Consider the following 16,807-nt stretch of genomic DNA (forward strand, 5'->3'; position numbering starts at 1 on the left):
GTGTCAGCCAGCCGGGGGCAACTTTGCCTCCGGATAGGGGTTACCCCTTGTCCCCGCTCCGCCCGCCGGCGCCGAGGCGTCGCTTCCAGGCGCAGGCCAGCGATTCATCGGACATGATCTGCCTGACCAGGAGCTCAATGAGCCGATCCTTTTTCTGGCGCTTGAGGTAGTTCACCAGCCAGTCGGGCGCCCGGCGCTGACGTTCCCACGCCAGGGCCACGGCCACGCAGTGCTTGCAGAACTCGCTGTGGTCCGAGGCTGGACAGGAGCACTCCCCCTCTAGCAGCCGATCATTGAGGGTCAGGGTCACCGAATAGCTCTCCCTGCCCGACACCTGGGCCATCACCTGATCGCCGCGGATGGTCAGCGTTCCGACCCGGCCCTCCTGGAAGTAGTTGAGTCCCCGTTTGGCGCTGCGTTCGCCCGCCAGCAGGCTCAGCTTGTCCATATCCATAAATCCTCCTATTTTCTGCAGCTTAATCCAATATTGTATGGAAAAGAATCAGTTGGGCTGGCCGTTGTTGAATTTCGGTCAACGGAAGGGTGACCCCATTCACATCTTAGGGTCGCCACACTCAGTCGCAGACCTGGACGCGGGTAGTATGGTAAAAAGAGTTGACCAGGCGGAGAGCCCCATGGGTAAAGCCAGACAATCCCAGATCCAAGCCCTAATCGACCAGTTGGTGGTCGGCCTGCAGGAGCGCGAAGAGACCCTGGCCATCGCCCTGCTCGGGGCACTGACCGGCCAAAACAGTTTCCTCTACGGCCCACCGGGCACCGCCAAGAGCCTGATGGCCAGGCGTATCGCCCAGGCCTTTGATGGCGACGCCTATTTCGAGTGCCTGATGAACCGCTTCAGCACCCCGGATGATGTGTTTGGCCCGGTCTCCCTCAGGGAGCTGAAGCAGGACAGGTACATCCGCCAGATCGACGGTTACCTGCCCACCGCCCGTTTCGCCTTCCTGGATGAGATCTGGAAGTCCAGCCCCGCCATCCTCAACACCCTGCTCACCCTGATCAACGAGCGGCTGTTCCGCAACGGCGAACACTCGCTGCCAGTGCCTCTGATGGCGCTGATGGCGGCCTCCAACGAGGTGCCTCAGGACGATCAGGGACTGGACGCACTCTATGATCGTTTCCTGATTAGGCTGATGGTCTCCCCCACCCGTCGCTGGGACAACTTTGAGCAGTTGCTGCAGCAGCCGCCACTGGATGCTCCCGTCGAGGTTCAGGGGCGCATTCCCCTGGCGCAGTGGCAACAGTGGCAGCAGCAACTCACCCAGGTGTCCCTCAGCCCCTGTACTCTGGCGGTAATCCGTCACTTAAGGCGACAGATCGAGACCCAGGGTGAGACCCTCAACCTCTATGTCTCGGACCGGCGCTGGCAGCGGGCGGCGCTGCTGCTGAAGGCATCGGCGTTCTTCAACGATCGCAGGGTCACCAACCAAAGCGATACGCTGCTGCTGCGCCACTGCTTGTGGTCCGATCCGGAACACCGGGACGCCGTCTGCCAACTGGTGGAGCAGACGGTGTTTGAGGTGGCCTGCGCCGAGGGGGAGGGGCTGTCCAAGCTCTATGGTGAGATCGATCAGTGGCAGGAGGCACTGCAAACCCTGCTGTTCCACCAGGAGCCGGTCTACGACACCGTCGAGTTCTACCCCCAGCAATACTTCTTCGGCGGAGAAGAGGAGCGCAGGCAGAAGGACAGAAACCGCTTCTTCTACGTCAAGGCGATGGCCACCTACCAGCACGGTCTCGCCCGCAAGGAGCCGATCTACCTGGACTTCTACGTTCATCAGGAGCAGATGAACACCCGCCGCCCCTTCCACCCCATGGATACCCTGGGTAAAGAGATGGATCTGGTGCAGTGCCAGTTCGATGAACATGGAACCCTCTCCATCCGCTACAACGACAGCGGCAACTTTGACTCCAACGCCTGGGTGGTCAACAGCTTCAAGCCTGGGATCCGCCATCATCGGGGCGACCGCCGCGACAAGGTCGACCGGGCGGAGGTGGACAGCCTCCTCGCCCGGGTGAGCCGTGCCCTGGCGCGGCTGGAGCACACCCGGTCGGTGGCAGAGCGGGAGCTGGCGGACTACCAGGGTTGCTGCGACACCCCCTTCGTGCCGTCGAACCTGGTCAATCATGCCATGGAGGGACGCCTGGCCCAGATCGCCGACATCGAGCTGCACGCCCTCAAATGCAGTCAAATCCTGGCCCTGGAGGCGGCGTGAACCTGCACCAGGAGCTTGGCGATTCGCTGTACCAGAGTTACGGCGACCTGCTCAGCGCCTCCCCGGCACTCAACGCCCGCTTACAGCAAACCCTGGACACCCTGGAGCTTAAAGCACAACGGATCCTCGAGGAGGAGACCCCCTACCTGGCTCATCGCCAGTACCTGGACGAGGCGCAAGCCAACCTGGCCCGTCAACCTGAGGATCGCGGCTGCCTCTCCGAGGAGTGGCAGCAGTTTCGCAGCCTGCTGCGACAGGAGGGGATGCCGGACAACGCCCGCTTCTGGGAGCAGCAGATCGCCACCGCCCCCGGCCGCAACCGGGGAATCACCCTGATCCGGCGGCTGCTGCAGATGGAGTGGCGAAAACAGTTGGAGCGACTGGAAGCCAGTTGGCAGATTCAGCGTCTCAGCGGCTTCAGGCAGGATATGCTGGAACAACTCAAGGCCTGGTTGAAGATGATCACCGAGTTGAGTCGCCACTTCGCCCCCCTGGGGCTGGACCCTGGCCGTCTGGTTGACTTCTCGGCGGTCCAGGGGGGCGTGACCGACATCGACCAGTTGAAACGCTGGGCCGATTATATGGCGGACAACCCTGAGGTGATGGCGTTGTGTCGCCGCATCGGCAAGATGCGCCAACCCAGCTATGGCGAACGGCTGGAGCCGGTGATGGTCAAACGCAAACTGCCCAGGCTGATGGACAACGCCCCGGCGCCGGAGTCCATCAGCGGCATCCGCGTTGGCCGCGATCTTCCCCTTGCCCTGCCGGCGGAGCTGGCGCTCATCGGCGAGGCCGCCGCCGACACCCTGTTTAACCTGCGATACCTGGAGGCGCAACTGGCCTGCTTCGATCGCCGCGGCTGGGAGCAGGAGTACGTCACCTGCGAGGTGTGGGAACAGCACGCGGTGCGCTTCCAGGAGAACAACGGTCCGATGATCCTCTGCGTTGACACCAGCCTTTCCATGCAGGGCGCTCCAGAGCAGGTGGCCAAGGCGGTCAGCCTCTACCTGGCGCTGACGGCCCGCTCTGGTCAGCGCCCCTGCTACCTGATCAACTTTTCCACCGAGGTCGCTACACTGAACCTGTCCGGCGCCGATGCTCTGCCCGCCCTGCTCGGCTTCCTGGGGCAATCCTTCTACGGCGGCACCGACGTGGTTCCCGCCCTGGAGGCTGCCCTGGAGCTGATGTCTCAGCAGGCATTCCGGCTGGCGGATCTGGTGATTCTGTCGGACTTTGTCATGGCCACCCTGCCCCAGCCCCAGGTCGAGGCGATGTCGGCCATGCGCGCCCGGGGCAACCGCTTCTATGCAGTGGTCATCGGCGAGATGCCCGGCAATGACCGCTATCAGCAGCTGTTTGACTGCCAGTGGCACTATGACGCGGAGACCGGCGCCATCAGCGAGAAACTAAGGGATCCTCAGGCGGATGCCCGACTCTCTGCCGAGGCTGCGGTGCGCACCCAGGGACTCCAGGGATCCGCCTGAACCCTGATATTTTCGGCAGTTTCTGGTACCATCTCCGGCAAATTTCTCCGGGGTCCCCCCCCTCACAGGAACAACCGATGACCGATACTCCCAACCTGGCGCCCGAACTGCAGCGGATCGCCGACTTCTACCAGCTGGAAACCGACGCCTACGACGGCTTGCGTTCCATCCATGACGCCGTGGAGCAACCGCTGCGCCACGACTTTGACCACCTGCCCGCCAGCGCCCAGGGCGTGCTGGGCAGCTTCGAGCGGCTGCACGCCTCCGTCAGCTACAACCTGCTGGGTGCCACCGCCGAGACCCTGCGCCTGACCCAGGAAGCCGATCTCTCCGAGGAGCAGCGCGCGTCCCATCTGGAGAGCGTACTGGCACGAGGCATCAAGCTGATGCTGAAAAACGTCAAGGCGGCCCGCCGCGACCCCGTTCTTAAGCGGCAGCTCAACGAACCCTTTGCGGATTAAGGAGAGAGAGAATGATCAAGTTGGATACCACCCCGGAGGCGGTCAAGGCCTTTGTCACCGCCACTTTCGAAGGACGCGGCTTCTGGGGACTGACCCAGGGCGAGGAGTGGGTCATCTGTGACTCCGCCCAGTTTGAGGAGAGTGATGTGCTGCCGCTGTGGTCCACCGAAGCGGCCGCCAAGGCTCACTGCATCGACGACTGGTCCCACTACCAGATCACCTTCATTCCACTGGAGGAGTTTTTCGAGTTCTGGCTCAATGACCTGAACGAAGACGGCGTGCTGGTTGGCTGTGACTGGCCGCTGGATGGCGACGCCCATGAGATGGATGCCATGGAGCTGGCCAAGCTCTACCGGGCCTGAGGCCCGGGCAGAGAGAGGGCCAGCCTGGCCCTCTCCGAGCCTGAGTTGAGCTCTGCCGCCATCCGTTCCTGGGCCGGAACCGGCGGCTACCACCTGCGCCAACCTGGCCGGGAGTACGCCCTTCAGCAAGCGGCCGCAGGGCGCACCGCTACAGCCCGCTCAGGGTGCTCCAGAGGATGCCGCCTCCCACCAGGACAAACACCGCGCCACAGATCCCATCCAGGGTCAGCGCGGCTCGCTGCAATCTGGCCTGCAGCGTTCGCGATGTCAGCAGCTGAGCCAGCAGGGAGAACCAGGTCAGAGACAGCGCCCACAGCAGCACCAGAGCGCCCATTTTTCCTTGTGCAGAGAGGTCTGCGGGAACTAGTGTAGAGAATAGCGACACAAAAAAGACCAGAGCCTTGGGATTGAGCAGGTTGGTCATCAAGCCACGGACAAAGGCGTTCAGAGGGCCCTCGAGCCCGGCTTCCACCTCAACCCTGGCCAGGCTGCGCCCCTCCCCCTGATGGCGCAGGACATAGCCCAAGGCCCCCACACCCAGCCACAACAGGTAGCTGCCGCCGGCCAGCTTGATGATCACAAACCACAGGGGGTGCTGCCGAATCAACAGGCTGACGCCGGTAAGACTGAGGATGGAGTGCAGCAGGATCCCCACCGACAGCCCCAGGGCGATCAGCAGGCCGGTACGACGGCCATAGCGACTGGCACTCTGAACCACCAGCGCCACATCCGGCCCCGGACTGGCCAGGGCGATGGCGTGGATGGTGGCCAGAGTCATCAGCAGATTGAGTTCAGAGGCGGTCATCGGCCCGGCCTCCCTTGGCATAGGCACAGATCTGGCCCGGCGTGGCACCGAACCGCTGCTTGAACATCCGGGAGAAGTGGGCCTGGTCATAGAATCCGACCGACTGGGCCACCTGAGTGACACCGGCCCCTTGCCGTAATCCCTGCATCGCCTTTTCCAACCTGAGCCGGGTCAGCCAGGCATAGGGGGGCAGACCGGTCGTTTCCTTGAACGCCCTCGTCAATCCCGCCTCGGTCAGGCCGCACAGCGCGGCAAGGTCCGCCAGCCGGATCGACTGGTCCAGATGCGCCATCATGTAGTCACGGATCTCATCCAGATTGCGCCGGCCAAGTTTCGGGGAGCGTCGCAGCCGAACACGGCCATGGCGAGACACCAGCTGCTCCAGCATCTCCAGGGACACACAGTCCCGGGTCAGGGTGGCCGGCTGCCGGCTCCCCAGAAAGCTGTGGGTGGCTACCAGGCCACGAAACAACTCGGGATCGCGCACCTGGTGCTGCTTGAATTCCAGCTCCTTTTGGCCGGTCAACTCGTCCAGCGAGCGGTTCAGCCACCTGGCGCCCAGGGTGAACACCTTGGCTTGATAGCCCCTGCCATCCATCGCCTGACCATCGTGAAGCTGATCCGGCGGCATGAACACCAGATGGCCCGGCGCCGCCTGGTGAGACGCACCGCGACAGTGGTAGCGCTGGGCACCGCCGACGATCAAGCCGACGTGGTATTCGAGGTGATAGTGGCGACGAAAAGCAAAGTTGGCGTAGCTGGCATCGATCAGTCCGACACCTTCGATCTCACTCTGCCTGATACAAACCCGATTCACACTGTCCCCTCATTGACGATTCATAGGGCCATTTCATCACGGCTCGCCCAGGCTCACTTGTAGATTTCCTATCTTTTTACCAGAGATCGGGCCGGATTGCCGCCAACGCGATCACCGGCAGCCACATCACGGGTGACCACGGCGCCGGCGGCGATCACCGCCTCGTCCCCTATGGTCACCCCGGGCAGGATGATCACGCCGCCGCCGATCCAGACCCGGTCGCCGATCACCACAGGCTGGGCCCGCTCCTCTCCGGCAACACGGGCCGCCGCCTCCAGGGCGTGGTTAACGGTGTAGATCTGCACCTTGGGGCCAATGAACACCTGATCGCCGATGGTCACCCCGCCATGATCCAGGATCACCGCGTCCCAGTTGATGAAGCTCTGGGCCCCCACCCGGATGTGGCAACCGTAACAGGTGGTGAAGGGCTGCTGGATATGGGCCGTCGGATGCAGCCCGATCCCAAGCTCCTCCAGGTAGGCGCGACGTGTCTGCCGATCCGGTTCATGGTTGAACAGGAACAGCAGCCGTTCCGCCTTGGTCCTGAGCTGATCCAGCTCGTCATCGAACATGGAGTACAGCTCTCCCGCCTTCATCTTTTGCAACTCGCTCAGGCTCATCTTCACCTCTTGGTATCACTGAGAGTGGCCATGATACCCCAACTCACCGCCCCTGCGGTATAAACACGATTTAACCACCTGATTTAGTGCTATTAATACAATTGTTGCGGCCATTGAAATCGGCCCTCAGTGGCCTGGCTGTTCTCCCAAAAAAACGCAGCTACCCCTATTGAGGTAGTTCACGATTCTGAACATTGTCCCGATTCAAAACTGTGGCAATGTCGTCAGAAATTTGGCTCAACTCACACTATTCGGACTTCTGTTCATATTTTTTCATATTCTGTTCTTGATCCTTCACATCCCTGCCCAACTTGTTCATACCCACTCCCTATTCTGACCCCATCGACAACCGATGGGTGGCACCCAGGTGATCACCCGCAACCCCAAGCAGACAAGAGAGTGATAGCAATGAAACGTCCTCTGCTAGTCGCACTGTTGGTCTCCGCCGCCTTTGGCGCCCCGGCCGCTCCCTGGAGCGATCGAGGTCAGGATGCGGTGATGGAGACACTGATTGACAAGTTCAATCAGGGCAACTACTCCACCAAGGGTGCGGACAGTTGCCTCATGTGCCACAAGAAAAACGACAAGGTGATGGCCCTGTTCGACGGCATCCACGGTACCACTTCGGGCAACAGCCCGATGGCCGGGCTGCAATGTGAGTCCTGCCATGGCCCCCTGGGCAAACACAACCGTGGCGGCAAGGAGCCGATGATCGACTTCGGTGCCGATGCCATGGCTACCGCCGAGGCCCAGAACAGCGTCTGCCTCAGCTGTCATGAAGACACCGGGCGTCAGAGCTGGCACGCCTCCACCCACAACCTGGAGGAGGTGGCTTGTGCCAGCTGCCACCAGGTGCATATGGCCAAGGATCCTATCCTGGAGCAGCAGGCTCAGAACGGTGTCTGTACCCAATGCCACACCGTGCAGAAGATGCAGATGCATCAGCGCTCCAGCCACCCAATGAAGTGGGATGAGATGCAGTGCAGCGACTGTCACAACCCCCACGGCAGCCAGACCGACGCCGACCTCAATCGCATCAGCCTCAATGACACCTGCTACGGCTGTCACGCCGACAAGCGGGGCCCCAAGCTGTGGGAGCACGAGCCGGTCATCGACGACTGCAGCAACTGTCATACCCCTCACGGCAGCATCAACGACAACCTGCTGAAGGCGCGGGCGCCTCTGCTGTGTCAGCAGTGCCACAGCGGCAATGTCCACGCCAGCCGACCCTATGGGGCCGATGGCGACTCCGCGTTTACCGCCGGCGGCAGTTGCCTCAACTGCCACGCCCAGGTACACGGCTCCAACCATCCACAAGGCAAAGCGCTTCAGCGCTAAGGGGAGAGACTCATGAAACTCAATCTCATCACCCTGGCGATCCTGACCGCCGCCGCCCCGGCAATGGCGGCGGACTTCAGCCTGTCCAAGGCCAACACCGACAAGGTGAGCGCTAACGAGTGGCAGTGCAAGCGCTGCATTGCGCCCTCTGAACTGAGCGGTGAGATCGCCATTGGCGCAGGTTACACCGGACTGGATGATCTCCACGCCGGTAACGCCCTGGGCCAGGAGGAGGACGGTGCCTTTGGCGCCATCAATGGCCGTGCAACCGCCAACAGCGACGGCGGCTGGCGCGCCACCACCACCGCCCACAACTTAGGTCTGGACAACGGCGATGCCGGCGTCTCCGCAAGCAACGGTACCGTCGAACTCCATGCCGACTACCGTCAGCTCAACAAGCTGGAGAGTGACCAGGCGTCGACCCCCTTCTACTTCAGCGACGATCAGCTGGTTGGCGGCGAGCCCTACACCCCAGTGTTGGGCATCGAGCGTAACCGCATCTCAGTGGGCATCAGCGCCACCACCAGCCTGGCCGGCCTGGCGCTGGATGGCGACCTGGGTTACCGCACCGAAGAGAAGCAGGGCCACAAGGTGGTGTCCGTGGCCACCCCAAGCCCGGTGAATCTGGCCAAACCGGTAGACAGCCGCACCGACGAGCTGACCGCCGCCACCAGTGTCGTAGGCGATAACTGGTTGGCCGCCCTCTCCTACCTGGGCAGCGTCTACGACAACGACAGCCAGGAGGTGTATCACAACACCTACGGCAGCCTGCTGGCCCCCGAGCCCGATAATGAAACGCACCAGGTTACCCTGTCCGGCAATCTTCGCGGCCAAAGTGGTGTGTTTGATGGCCGTGTTTCCCTGGGCCGGATGATCCAGGACAACGCCCTGGTCAATGCCCAGACCAGCCCGATTCAAAGCTGGGACGGTCAGGTGGACACCCTGGATATGGACGCCCGCTACACCCTGATGGCCACCAGCCGCCTGCGGCTTCAACTGGCCGGCCGCTACAGCGAGCGGGACAACCACAGTTCCAGCCTCGAGTTTCCCCAGTACGACTTCAATGCCACCACTGGCCTGGTTTCTGAGAACCTATTGCTCGATTCCGAAGACACTCGCGCCAGCGCCAAGGTTCAGTACCGTCTGGCCAAGGGCTACCGTGTGGACGCGGGCTACCAGTTCGATCGCCAAGAGCGCAGCCACAGCGCCCGGGAAACCACCGACGCGCACCGGCTGTGGGCCGGAGTGAAGATCACCGTTCTGGATCTGTGGCAGGTGGCGCTGAAAGGCGGCATCAGCCAGCGCGATGGCAGCCGCTACCAGGCCAACGATCTGAGCTCCAGCGAAGAGAACCCGCTGCTGCGCAAGTACCACCTGGCCGACCGCGACCGCATCGAAGCCGAGGTGAAACTGCGGCACCAGCCCATGGCCTCCCTGTCGGTGGACCTGAACCTGCAGTTTGCCGACGACCACTACTCCGATACCGAGATCGGCCTCACCGGCGCCAGCGACTATGGCTACCAGCTGGCCCTCAGCTACCTGGTCAACACGCAGTTGTCCCTGTACGGCTTTGCCGGTCAGCAGTGGATCAATACCGACCAGCGCGGGGACAACTGGCGCGCCGAGATCAACGATGGGTTTGTCTCCCTCGGCGCCGGCTTCGAGTACAGCGGCCTGCTGCAGGACAAGCTGACCCTGGGCGGTGATTACCTGTTTGCCAACAGCGACAGCAACTCCGGCGCGGCCAACGGCCAGTTCGACGACTACTACCAATACAGCCACTCAGTGGGGCTGTTCGCCGAGTACCGTCTAAGCCCGCGCAGCCAGCTGCGCCTGGATTACCGCTACGAGCGCTACTACGACACCGATTACGCCAGCGTGGCGGTGGACGCCGTAGACGGCCTGATCACCCTGGGTGATCTGGACCACAACTACAACGCCCATCAGCTGATGCTGAGCTACTCCATCTCCTTGTGAACGAACCGGAGGGAGGGGGAGATCCCCCTCCCCCAGACAAAGAAAAGAGGTAACTTATGGAACGCCGCGATTTTCTCAAAATGAGCGCCGCAATGAGTGCCGCAGCCGCCGTGACCGGTTGCAGCTCCGAGTCCGCAAAAACCACGCCGCCGCCGGTGCTGCCGGTCGAGGAGAAGCTCAACTGGAGCGCCTGCCTGGTGAACTGCGGATCCAACTGCCCGGTAAAGGTGTACAGCCGTGACGGCATCATCACTCGCATCGAGTCAGAATTCACCACCACCGACGAGTACGGCAACCACGATGTCCGTGCCTGTCTGCGTGGCCGCTCCCTGCGTAAGCGGGTCTACGCCCCGGATCGCCTCAAGTACCCCATGAGGCGTGTCGGTCCCCGCGGCAGCGGCCAATTCGAACGCATCAGCTGGGATGAGGCCCTGGATCTGGTCGCCGAAAAGCTGCAGGCCACCATCGACAACTACGGCAACGAGTCGATTCACTTCACCTACAACTCCGGTGCACGCTACCACTTCTCCGGCAAGCAGTGCCTGTACCGCCTGATGAATCTCAAGGGCGGCTACCTGAACGCCTACGGCGACTACAGCTGGTCTCAGATCTATGAGGCTGCCGGCCAGACCTACGGCTCTGCCGGCCCCGGCTGGCAGGGCAGCAGCGTCTCCGAAATGCAGAACTCCGATCTGGTGCTGATGGTGGGATACAACCCCTCCGAGATCCGCATGAGCGGCTCCGGCGAGGCCTACGACTTCCTGATGCAGAAGCGTCAGAAGCAGTTCAAGACCATCATCATCGATCCCCGCTATACCGATTCCGCCGTAGGTAAAGAGGATCAGTGGATCGCCATCCGCCCCGGCACCGACGCAGCCCTGTTCGAGGCCCTGGCGTTCGAGTGGATCACCAATAACCGTGTCAACCAGGCGTTCCTGGACAAGTACTGCGTCGGCTACGACGAAAAGACCATGCCCGCCGGCGTGGGCTACGAGGAGAGCTACAAGTCCTACATCCTGGATAACGCCACCGTGGGTGACCTGACCCCGGGCGCCAACGCCAAGACCCCGGCCTGGGCCGCCGCCATCACCGGCATCGAGGAGCACATCATCGTCGAGCTGGCCCGTGAGCTGGCCGATGCCAAAGCACCTTTCATCCAGATCGCCGCCTCCCTCAACCGCCAGGCCGCCGGAGAGAACAACACCCGCGCCGGCTACATGCTGCCGATCCTGCTGGGCCAGCTGGGTCTGCCAGGCACCAACAGCGGCGGCCTGTGCAAGGGTTCCTACCTGACCGCCCCCTTCATGCCCACCGGTTCCAACCCGGTGAAGAAGGCGATCTCCTTCTTTACCTTCACCCAGGCGATCGAGGACGGTGAGAACATGACCGTGCTGGCCGACGGCGTACAGGGTGTGGATCTGGACGAAAACGGCGACGGCAAGCTGGGCACCAACATCAAGGCGATCATCAACTACGGTGGAAACGCCCTGATCAACCAACACGCCGACGTCAATAAGACCACCAAGATCATCGCCGATGAGAGCAAGTGTGAATTTATCCTGGTGGTGGACAACTGGATGACCCCCAGCGCCAAGTTCGCCGACATCCTGCTGCCCGACGTCTCCTGGCTGGAGTCTGAGGACTTGATCTATCAGAGCTACTCCGCCGGCGACACCGCCACCCTGGTGCAGATGAGCTCCAGCGTCGGTCCCATGTTCGAGTGCCGGCCCATCTACGAGGTGTGCGTCGACCTGGCCAAGCGCATGGGTGTGGAAGCCGAGTTTACCGAAGGCAAGAGCCGCGAGGACTGGCTAAACCAGTTCTACGCCGAAGCCCAGGCCGCCACCCCGGATCTGCCTGAGAAGGAGGTGATGCTCAAGCAGGGTATCCACCGCAAGTACCTGCCCAACGGCAGTTACATCGTGCTGGAGGAGTTCCGTAAGGACCCCGATGCCAACCCGCTGGGGACCCCCTCCGGCAAGATCGAGATCTACTCCTCCCGCCTGGCGGAAAAGGCCCGCACCTGGAAACTGAAGGAGGGTGATGTCATCACCGCCCTGCCCAAGTACATCCCCACCTGGGAAGGTTACGAGGATACCGAGACCAAGAAGAGCTATCCGCTGCAGCTGTTCGGTTACCACACCAAGGGCCGGGCCCACTCCAGCTACCACAACGTGCCCTGGCTGCGCGAAGCGGTACAGGACGCGGTGTGGATCAACCCCATCGATGCCAACAAGCGCGGGCTGCAAAGCGGCGACAAGGTTCATGTGTTCAACGACCGTGGCACCATCGAAGTGGAGGTGAAGGTGACCCCACGCATCATGGTCGGGGTGGTGGCGCTGGGCCAGGGTGCCTGGTACCAGGGTGGCAGCGTCGACAGGGGCGGCTGCGTCAACGTGTTGACCACCCACCGTACCACCGCAATTACCAAGGGTAACCCCCAGCACACCAACCTGGTTGAAATCCGTAAGGTTTGATAGGAGTTTACAATGAGTACTAATGTTCAATACGGCTTTCACGTCGATACCAGCAAGTGCACCGGCTGCAAAACCTGTCAAATCGCCTGTAAGGATCGTTCCGACCTGCCGGTCGGGGTGAACTGGCGTCGTGTCTATGAGTATGGCGGAGGGATCTGGAGCGAGGCTGCCGACGGCACCGTCAGCCAGAACGTGTTCGCCTACTACACCTCCCTGGGCTGTAACCACTGCTCCGAGCCGGTGTGCACCAAGGCGTGCCCCACCGGTGCCATGCACAAGCGCCGCGAAGATGGCCTGGTGATGGTGGACGCCACAGTCTGCATCGGCTGTGAAAGCTGTGCCCGCGCCTGCCCCTATGACGCCCCGCAGATCGACCGCGCCAAGGGGGTGATGACCAAGTGCGACGGCTGCGTGGACCGCATCAAGGCCGGCCGTCTGCCCAGCTGTGTCGAATCCTGTCCCATGCGGGCCCTGGACTTCGGTCCCATGGAGGAGCTGAAAGCCAAATACCCCGGCGCCCAGGCGCCGAACTTTGCGCCGATGCCATCCGGCGACGTCACCACCCCCAACCTGCTGATCACCCCGAACCGGCTGTCTCGCCCCAGTGGCAGCAGCGAAGGTGAGGTACTAAATTCAGCGGAGGTGTAGGTCGCTGTCCCCCAAGGAGGGGAGCCTCGGCTCCCCTTTTCTCCATTCAGATCAAAGTGAGTCAAGGCGATGCTGAATCAGGAACAACTGAGCTGCTACCAGGCACAGGCCAACGTCCTCTATCATGCGCTCTACTTCGAACCCAGCGACTTCCTGCTGGGCCAATTTCGGGACAACGAGGTCGCGGTCAGCTGGCCGAACACCGGCGAAGCCTCGTCCCGAAGCCGTGGACTGGGGTTGTTGGCTCAGGCGCTGGATGAGCCCGACGAAGTGCTGCTTCCCAGGCTGAAGCGGGATTACACCGAACTCTTCATCGGCCCGGGAGAGCTCAAGGCGATCCCCTGGGGATCCCCCTATCTTCATGAAAAGCGGCTGCTGTGCGGCCCCTCTACCGAGGCATTTGCCGCCTTCTGCCAGCATCATGGCATTCAGGTCACCACCCAGACCAAGGAGCCCATCGATCATATGGGCCTGATGCTGTCGGTGGTGGCCAGTCTGCTGGCGGAGGAGGCCAAACAGGCAAACGGGGTGGCGGTCAAGGTCGCCGGTGACCTGCTTACCGAGCATCTGCTGCCCTGGGGCGGCCGCTTCTGCCAACTGATGGCCGAGGGTGCCAACACCCCCTACTACCAGGGGATCGCCCTGCTCACCACCAGCCTGCTCGAAGGACTGGAACAGGATCTGGATCTCACCCCCCTTTCCCTGCAGCTCTTCCTATAGAGTGCGCTATTGCTGACCGGGTGGTCCGTTTCCCGGTCAGCCTTTTTCCTGCAACCACTGCTCGATCGCCTCGACGCTGCCATTGCACAGGGCAATGAGGGATTCCCGTGTCTCTTCGCTCCAATGACCCGATATCTCCAATTCGGAACAGGCACTGGCGAGGCGGATCATGCCCAGGGAACCTGCCCCGCCCTTGAGACGGTGCACCGCCGCTTTCCACTCCTCACTGTCGCAGGCGAGCAACTCGGCGGCGTCCTCGGCAAACCGCTGACACATGATCTCCACCGTCTCCCTGCCCAGCACCGCCAGATCCTGCTCCAGCTGCCTGAGATTGAGCAGGTGCATCTCATCACTGTTTTCCACCGCCTTGATGGCGTCGCCCTGACCGGCGAGAACCCGCGCCAGCTCCGCCAGGCGAAGGGGCTTGGCGATGAAACCGTCGAAACCCGAGGCGATGAACGCCTCAACCTGCTCGGTAAAGGCGTGGGCACTCATCGCCAGGCAGGCGAGGTTGGCGCCAAAGTGGCGTCTGTGCCCGCTGACCAGCTGCGGCCTCAGCCGGTCGCCACTGATGTCCGGCAGGTTGATGTCCAGCAGCGCCAGGTCAAAGGGCCCCTGCTCCAGGGCAGCCAGCGCCTCCGCCCCGTCCGAGGCCAGGATGAAACTCTGCCCCAGGCGCTTGAGAAAGCCGCTGATGACCAGCTGATTGGTGGGGTTGTCCTCCACCACCAGCAGGCGGGCTTTGGGGGGCAGGGTCAACTCGCTCTCCTCCTCCTGGGGGGCGGCACACTCGAACGACGGCACCCTCAGGGTAAAGGTCGCCCCCTGCCCCGGCTCACTCTCTACGGTCAGCGAGCCCCCCATCGCCTCCGCCAGTCTGCGGCTGATCGACAGCCCCAGGCCGGTCCCCCCCGGCGTGTGGTGGGCACCGGCCTGCCTGAAGGGCTCGAAGATCGCCTGCTGGCGATCTTCGTCGATCCCCGGGCCGGAATCGATCACCTGGAAGAGAAACTGCTGGTCCCGCTGGGTCACCAGCAGGCGCACCTGCCCCTCCCGGGTGAACTTCACCCCATTGGACGCCAGATTCATCATGATCTGCCGCAACTTACCCGGATCGCCCAGGTAGGCTGGCGCCAGTCCGGCATCGACCTCCAGCTGCAGCGCCAGTCCCTTGGCGCTGGCGACCGGTCCCAGGGTATCCACCACCTCCTGGGCCAGGGCCGCCACGTCACAAGGCTCGGAGAGCAGTTCCAATCCTCCAGCCTCAATCTTGGAGTAATCCAGGACGTCGTTGATCACCTCCAGCAGGGATTCGCCGGAGCGTCGAATCACCTGCAGCTGGTTCTGCTGCTGGGCGGTGAGGTTGTCCGACTCCATCAACTGCGCCATCCCCAGGATGCCGTTCATCGGCGTGCGGATCTCGTGGCTAATGGTCGCCAGGAAGCTGCTCTTGGCCCGGCTGGCCTCCTCCGCCTGCTCCTTGGCCTGGGCCGACACCTTGAGCTGCTCCGCCAGCTTGCGGTTCACCAGAGAGAGCTCCGCGGTTCGCTCCGACACCGTCTGCTCCAGCCTGCGGTGCTGCTGCCTGAGTTCCGATTCCGCCCTGCGCCGGGCGATGACGTTCTCCTTGAAGGCACGAATCGCTCCCGCAAGCCGGCTCAGTTCATCCTCCCCCTTGGCGGTCACCTCCACATCCACCCTGCCCTCGGCCAGGGACAGCAGCGCCCCGGTGTAGTAGTTGATGCGGACCACCACATCCTTGAGCACCACCTGCCACACCAACAGCAGCCCCGCCCCCAACGCCAGGACGCCGATCACCCCCAGGGTGAGCTGAGACCAGCGAAACGCCTCGTCCGCCTGGCGACCGGCATCGCTGATGGCGTTGTTGGCCCGCAGCAGCAGATCATCCATGCGGCTGTTGAGGCGGGCGAACTCCTGCTCCACCTGGCTGCTGAGGTCTGAGAGTCGCGGCGCAAAGGTCAACTGACGCTGGCGCAGCTCGTAGAGCCGCTCCCCCTGGGCCAGCCGAGTCATCATCCCCTCCATCGCCTGGCGCCGCTCCGGGTCCCGCACCTCCTGGATCATCAGCGGCAGATAGCGGCTCAGGGAGGCGTAGCGCTCCCTCAGGGATTGCACCGACACCCTGTCCGTCGCCTGGGGCAGCAGCACCAGTTGCTGGCGCAGCCGGATCAGGCTGTACTTGAGCTCACTCATGCGGCGCAGTTGCAACAGGTCGACCTCGACCAGATCATCGACGTGCTGAACCCGCGTCTCGGCCTCCCCGTAGAGACCGATGCTGCGGGCGACGATGGCGGTCTCGGCATTGGCCAACTGGGAGTCCACCAGTTGAGCCATATCCAGGGCGACCTGATTGGCCAGGTCGATGCCCTGGTTGAAGTCATGCTCCTGGGCCAACCGCTGCCCCACCAGCTTCACCTGCTCCGACAACAGATCCGCCACCCTCTCGCTGGTGGCCAGCAGCGGCGAGCTGATCGAGGTATTGGGACCGATGGAGTCCAGGTCGGCAAGCTGACGGTTCAGGGCGGCCAGATCGCTCTTAAGCCGCTGCTCGCTGCGAATCAACTCGGCGGGATCATCCACCTGGGTCAGAAACTGGCCGGTCAGCACGATCCGCCCCCCCAGCTCCGCCAGGGAACGGCTCTGGTTAAACAGGGGCACGGCCCTCTGGGCCAGGGCATCGTGACCCGACTTTAACTCGGACAGGGACAGCCAGCCTACCAGGGAGGAGAGCACCGACAGCGACGCCAGTGCCAGGAAGGCCAGCAGCAGTTTGGCGGTCAGTGAGCGCCTTGGCAGAAATCGATTTAGTTTCAAGTTAACAGGAGCTTCTCTGGTAGACTATC

General features: G+C 62.6%; 14 protein-coding genes. 9 read left to right on the forward strand and 5 right to left on the reverse strand.

Features of this window, described 5'->3' with window-relative positions; translation table 11 throughout:
* Positions 1-40: 40 nt before the first annotated feature.
* Positions 41-454, reverse strand: coding sequence for an SWIM zinc finger family protein (locus FCL40_RS04830; RefSeq protein WP_136851889.1), 414 nt, complete (start codon positions 452-454; stop codon positions 41-43).
* 148 nt (positions 455-602) lie between these two features.
* On the opposite strand from FCL40_RS04830, the gene FCL40_RS04835 reads away from it, so the two are divergent.
* From FCL40_RS04835 to FCL40_RS04850, 4 genes are all read left to right on the forward strand, one after another.
* Positions 603-2,234 (forward strand): AAA family ATPase, encoded by a 1,632-nt coding sequence (locus FCL40_RS04835; RefSeq protein ID WP_169307003.1) that lies wholly within the window; start codon positions 603-605, stop codon positions 2,232-2,234.
* On the forward strand, positions 2,231-3,718 hold the full coding sequence (locus FCL40_RS04840; RefSeq protein ID WP_169307004.1) for a VWA domain-containing protein: 1,488 nt from the start codon (positions 2,231-2,233) through the stop codon (positions 3,716-3,718). Before FCL40_RS04835 ends, FCL40_RS04840 begins: the two co-directional genes overlap by 4 nt.
* 77 nt (positions 3,719-3,795) lie before the next feature.
* Positions 3,796-4,179: a DUF3069 domain-containing protein gene (locus FCL40_RS04845; protein WP_136851894.1), complete on the forward strand. Its 384-nt coding sequence runs from the start codon at positions 3,796-3,798 to the stop codon at positions 4,177-4,179.
* Between the two features lie 11 nt (positions 4,180-4,190).
* Positions 4,191-4,541, forward strand: a complete 351-nt coding sequence (locus tag FCL40_RS04850) for a DUF2750 domain-containing protein (protein WP_136851896.1) — start codon at positions 4,191-4,193, stop codon at positions 4,539-4,541.
* Between the two features lie 148 nt (positions 4,542-4,689).
* Here the strand turns inward: FCL40_RS04850 and FCL40_RS04855 are convergent, their stop codons facing one another.
* The 3 genes from FCL40_RS04855 to FCL40_RS18875 form a co-directional block, all read right to left on the reverse strand.
* Positions 4,690-5,346: a LysE family translocator gene (locus tag FCL40_RS04855; protein WP_136851898.1), complete on the reverse strand. Its 657-nt coding sequence runs from the start codon at positions 5,344-5,346 to the stop codon at positions 4,690-4,692.
* Positions 5,333-6,163: a helix-turn-helix transcriptional regulator gene (locus FCL40_RS04860; RefSeq protein WP_136851900.1), complete on the reverse strand. Its 831-nt coding sequence runs from the start codon at positions 6,161-6,163 to the stop codon at positions 5,333-5,335. Before FCL40_RS04860 ends, FCL40_RS04855 begins: the two co-directional genes overlap by 14 nt.
* A gap of 68 nt (positions 6,164-6,231) precedes the next feature.
* Entirely contained in the window at positions 6,232-6,783 is a 552-nt protein-coding gene (locus FCL40_RS18875) for a sugar O-acetyltransferase (RefSeq protein ID WP_205729089.1), read from the reverse strand.
* A gap of 408 nt (positions 6,784-7,191) precedes the next feature.
* Between FCL40_RS18875 and FCL40_RS04870 the strand changes: the two genes are divergently transcribed.
* The 5 genes from FCL40_RS04870 (at position 7,192) to FCL40_RS04890 (ending at position 13,943) form a co-directional block, all read left to right on the forward strand.
* Positions 7,192-8,121 carry a DmsE family decaheme c-type cytochrome gene (locus tag FCL40_RS04870; protein WP_136851902.1) on the forward strand — a complete coding sequence of 310 codons (930 nt, stop codon included), beginning with the start codon at positions 7,192-7,194 and terminating at the stop codon, positions 8,119-8,121.
* Positions 8,122-8,133: 12 nt separating this feature from the next.
* Entirely contained in the window at positions 8,134-10,098 is a 1,965-nt protein-coding gene (locus FCL40_RS04875) for an MtrB/PioB family decaheme-associated outer membrane protein (protein WP_136851904.1), read from the forward strand.
* A gap of 56 nt (positions 10,099-10,154) precedes the next feature.
* Positions 10,155-12,575, forward strand: a complete 2,421-nt coding sequence (locus tag FCL40_RS04880; protein ID WP_136851906.1) for a DMSO/selenate family reductase complex A subunit — start codon at positions 10,155-10,157, stop codon at positions 12,573-12,575.
* Positions 12,576-12,587: 12 nt separating this feature from the next.
* Complete coding sequence (locus FCL40_RS04885) at positions 12,588-13,223, forward strand: DMSO/selenate family reductase complex B subunit (RefSeq protein ID WP_136851908.1); 636 nt, start codon at positions 12,588-12,590, stop codon at positions 13,221-13,223.
* Between the two features lie 69 nt (positions 13,224-13,292).
* Positions 13,293-13,943, forward strand: coding sequence for a TorD/DmsD family molecular chaperone (locus FCL40_RS04890; protein ID WP_136851910.1), 651 nt, complete (start codon positions 13,293-13,295; stop codon positions 13,941-13,943).
* 36 nt (positions 13,944-13,979) lie between these two features.
* Here FCL40_RS04890 and torS read toward each other — a convergent pair whose 3' ends face one another.
* Positions 13,980-16,778, reverse strand: coding sequence for a TMAO reductase system sensor histidine kinase/response regulator TorS (torS, locus tag FCL40_RS04895; protein WP_136851912.1), 2,799 nt, complete (start codon positions 16,776-16,778; stop codon positions 13,980-13,982).
* Positions 16,779-16,807 lie beyond the last annotated feature (29 nt).

It is taken from the genome of Ferrimonas sediminicola, from assembly GCF_005116715.1.
GTDB classification, from domain to species: Bacteria; Pseudomonadota; Gammaproteobacteria; order Enterobacterales; family Shewanellaceae; genus Ferrimonas; species Ferrimonas sediminicola.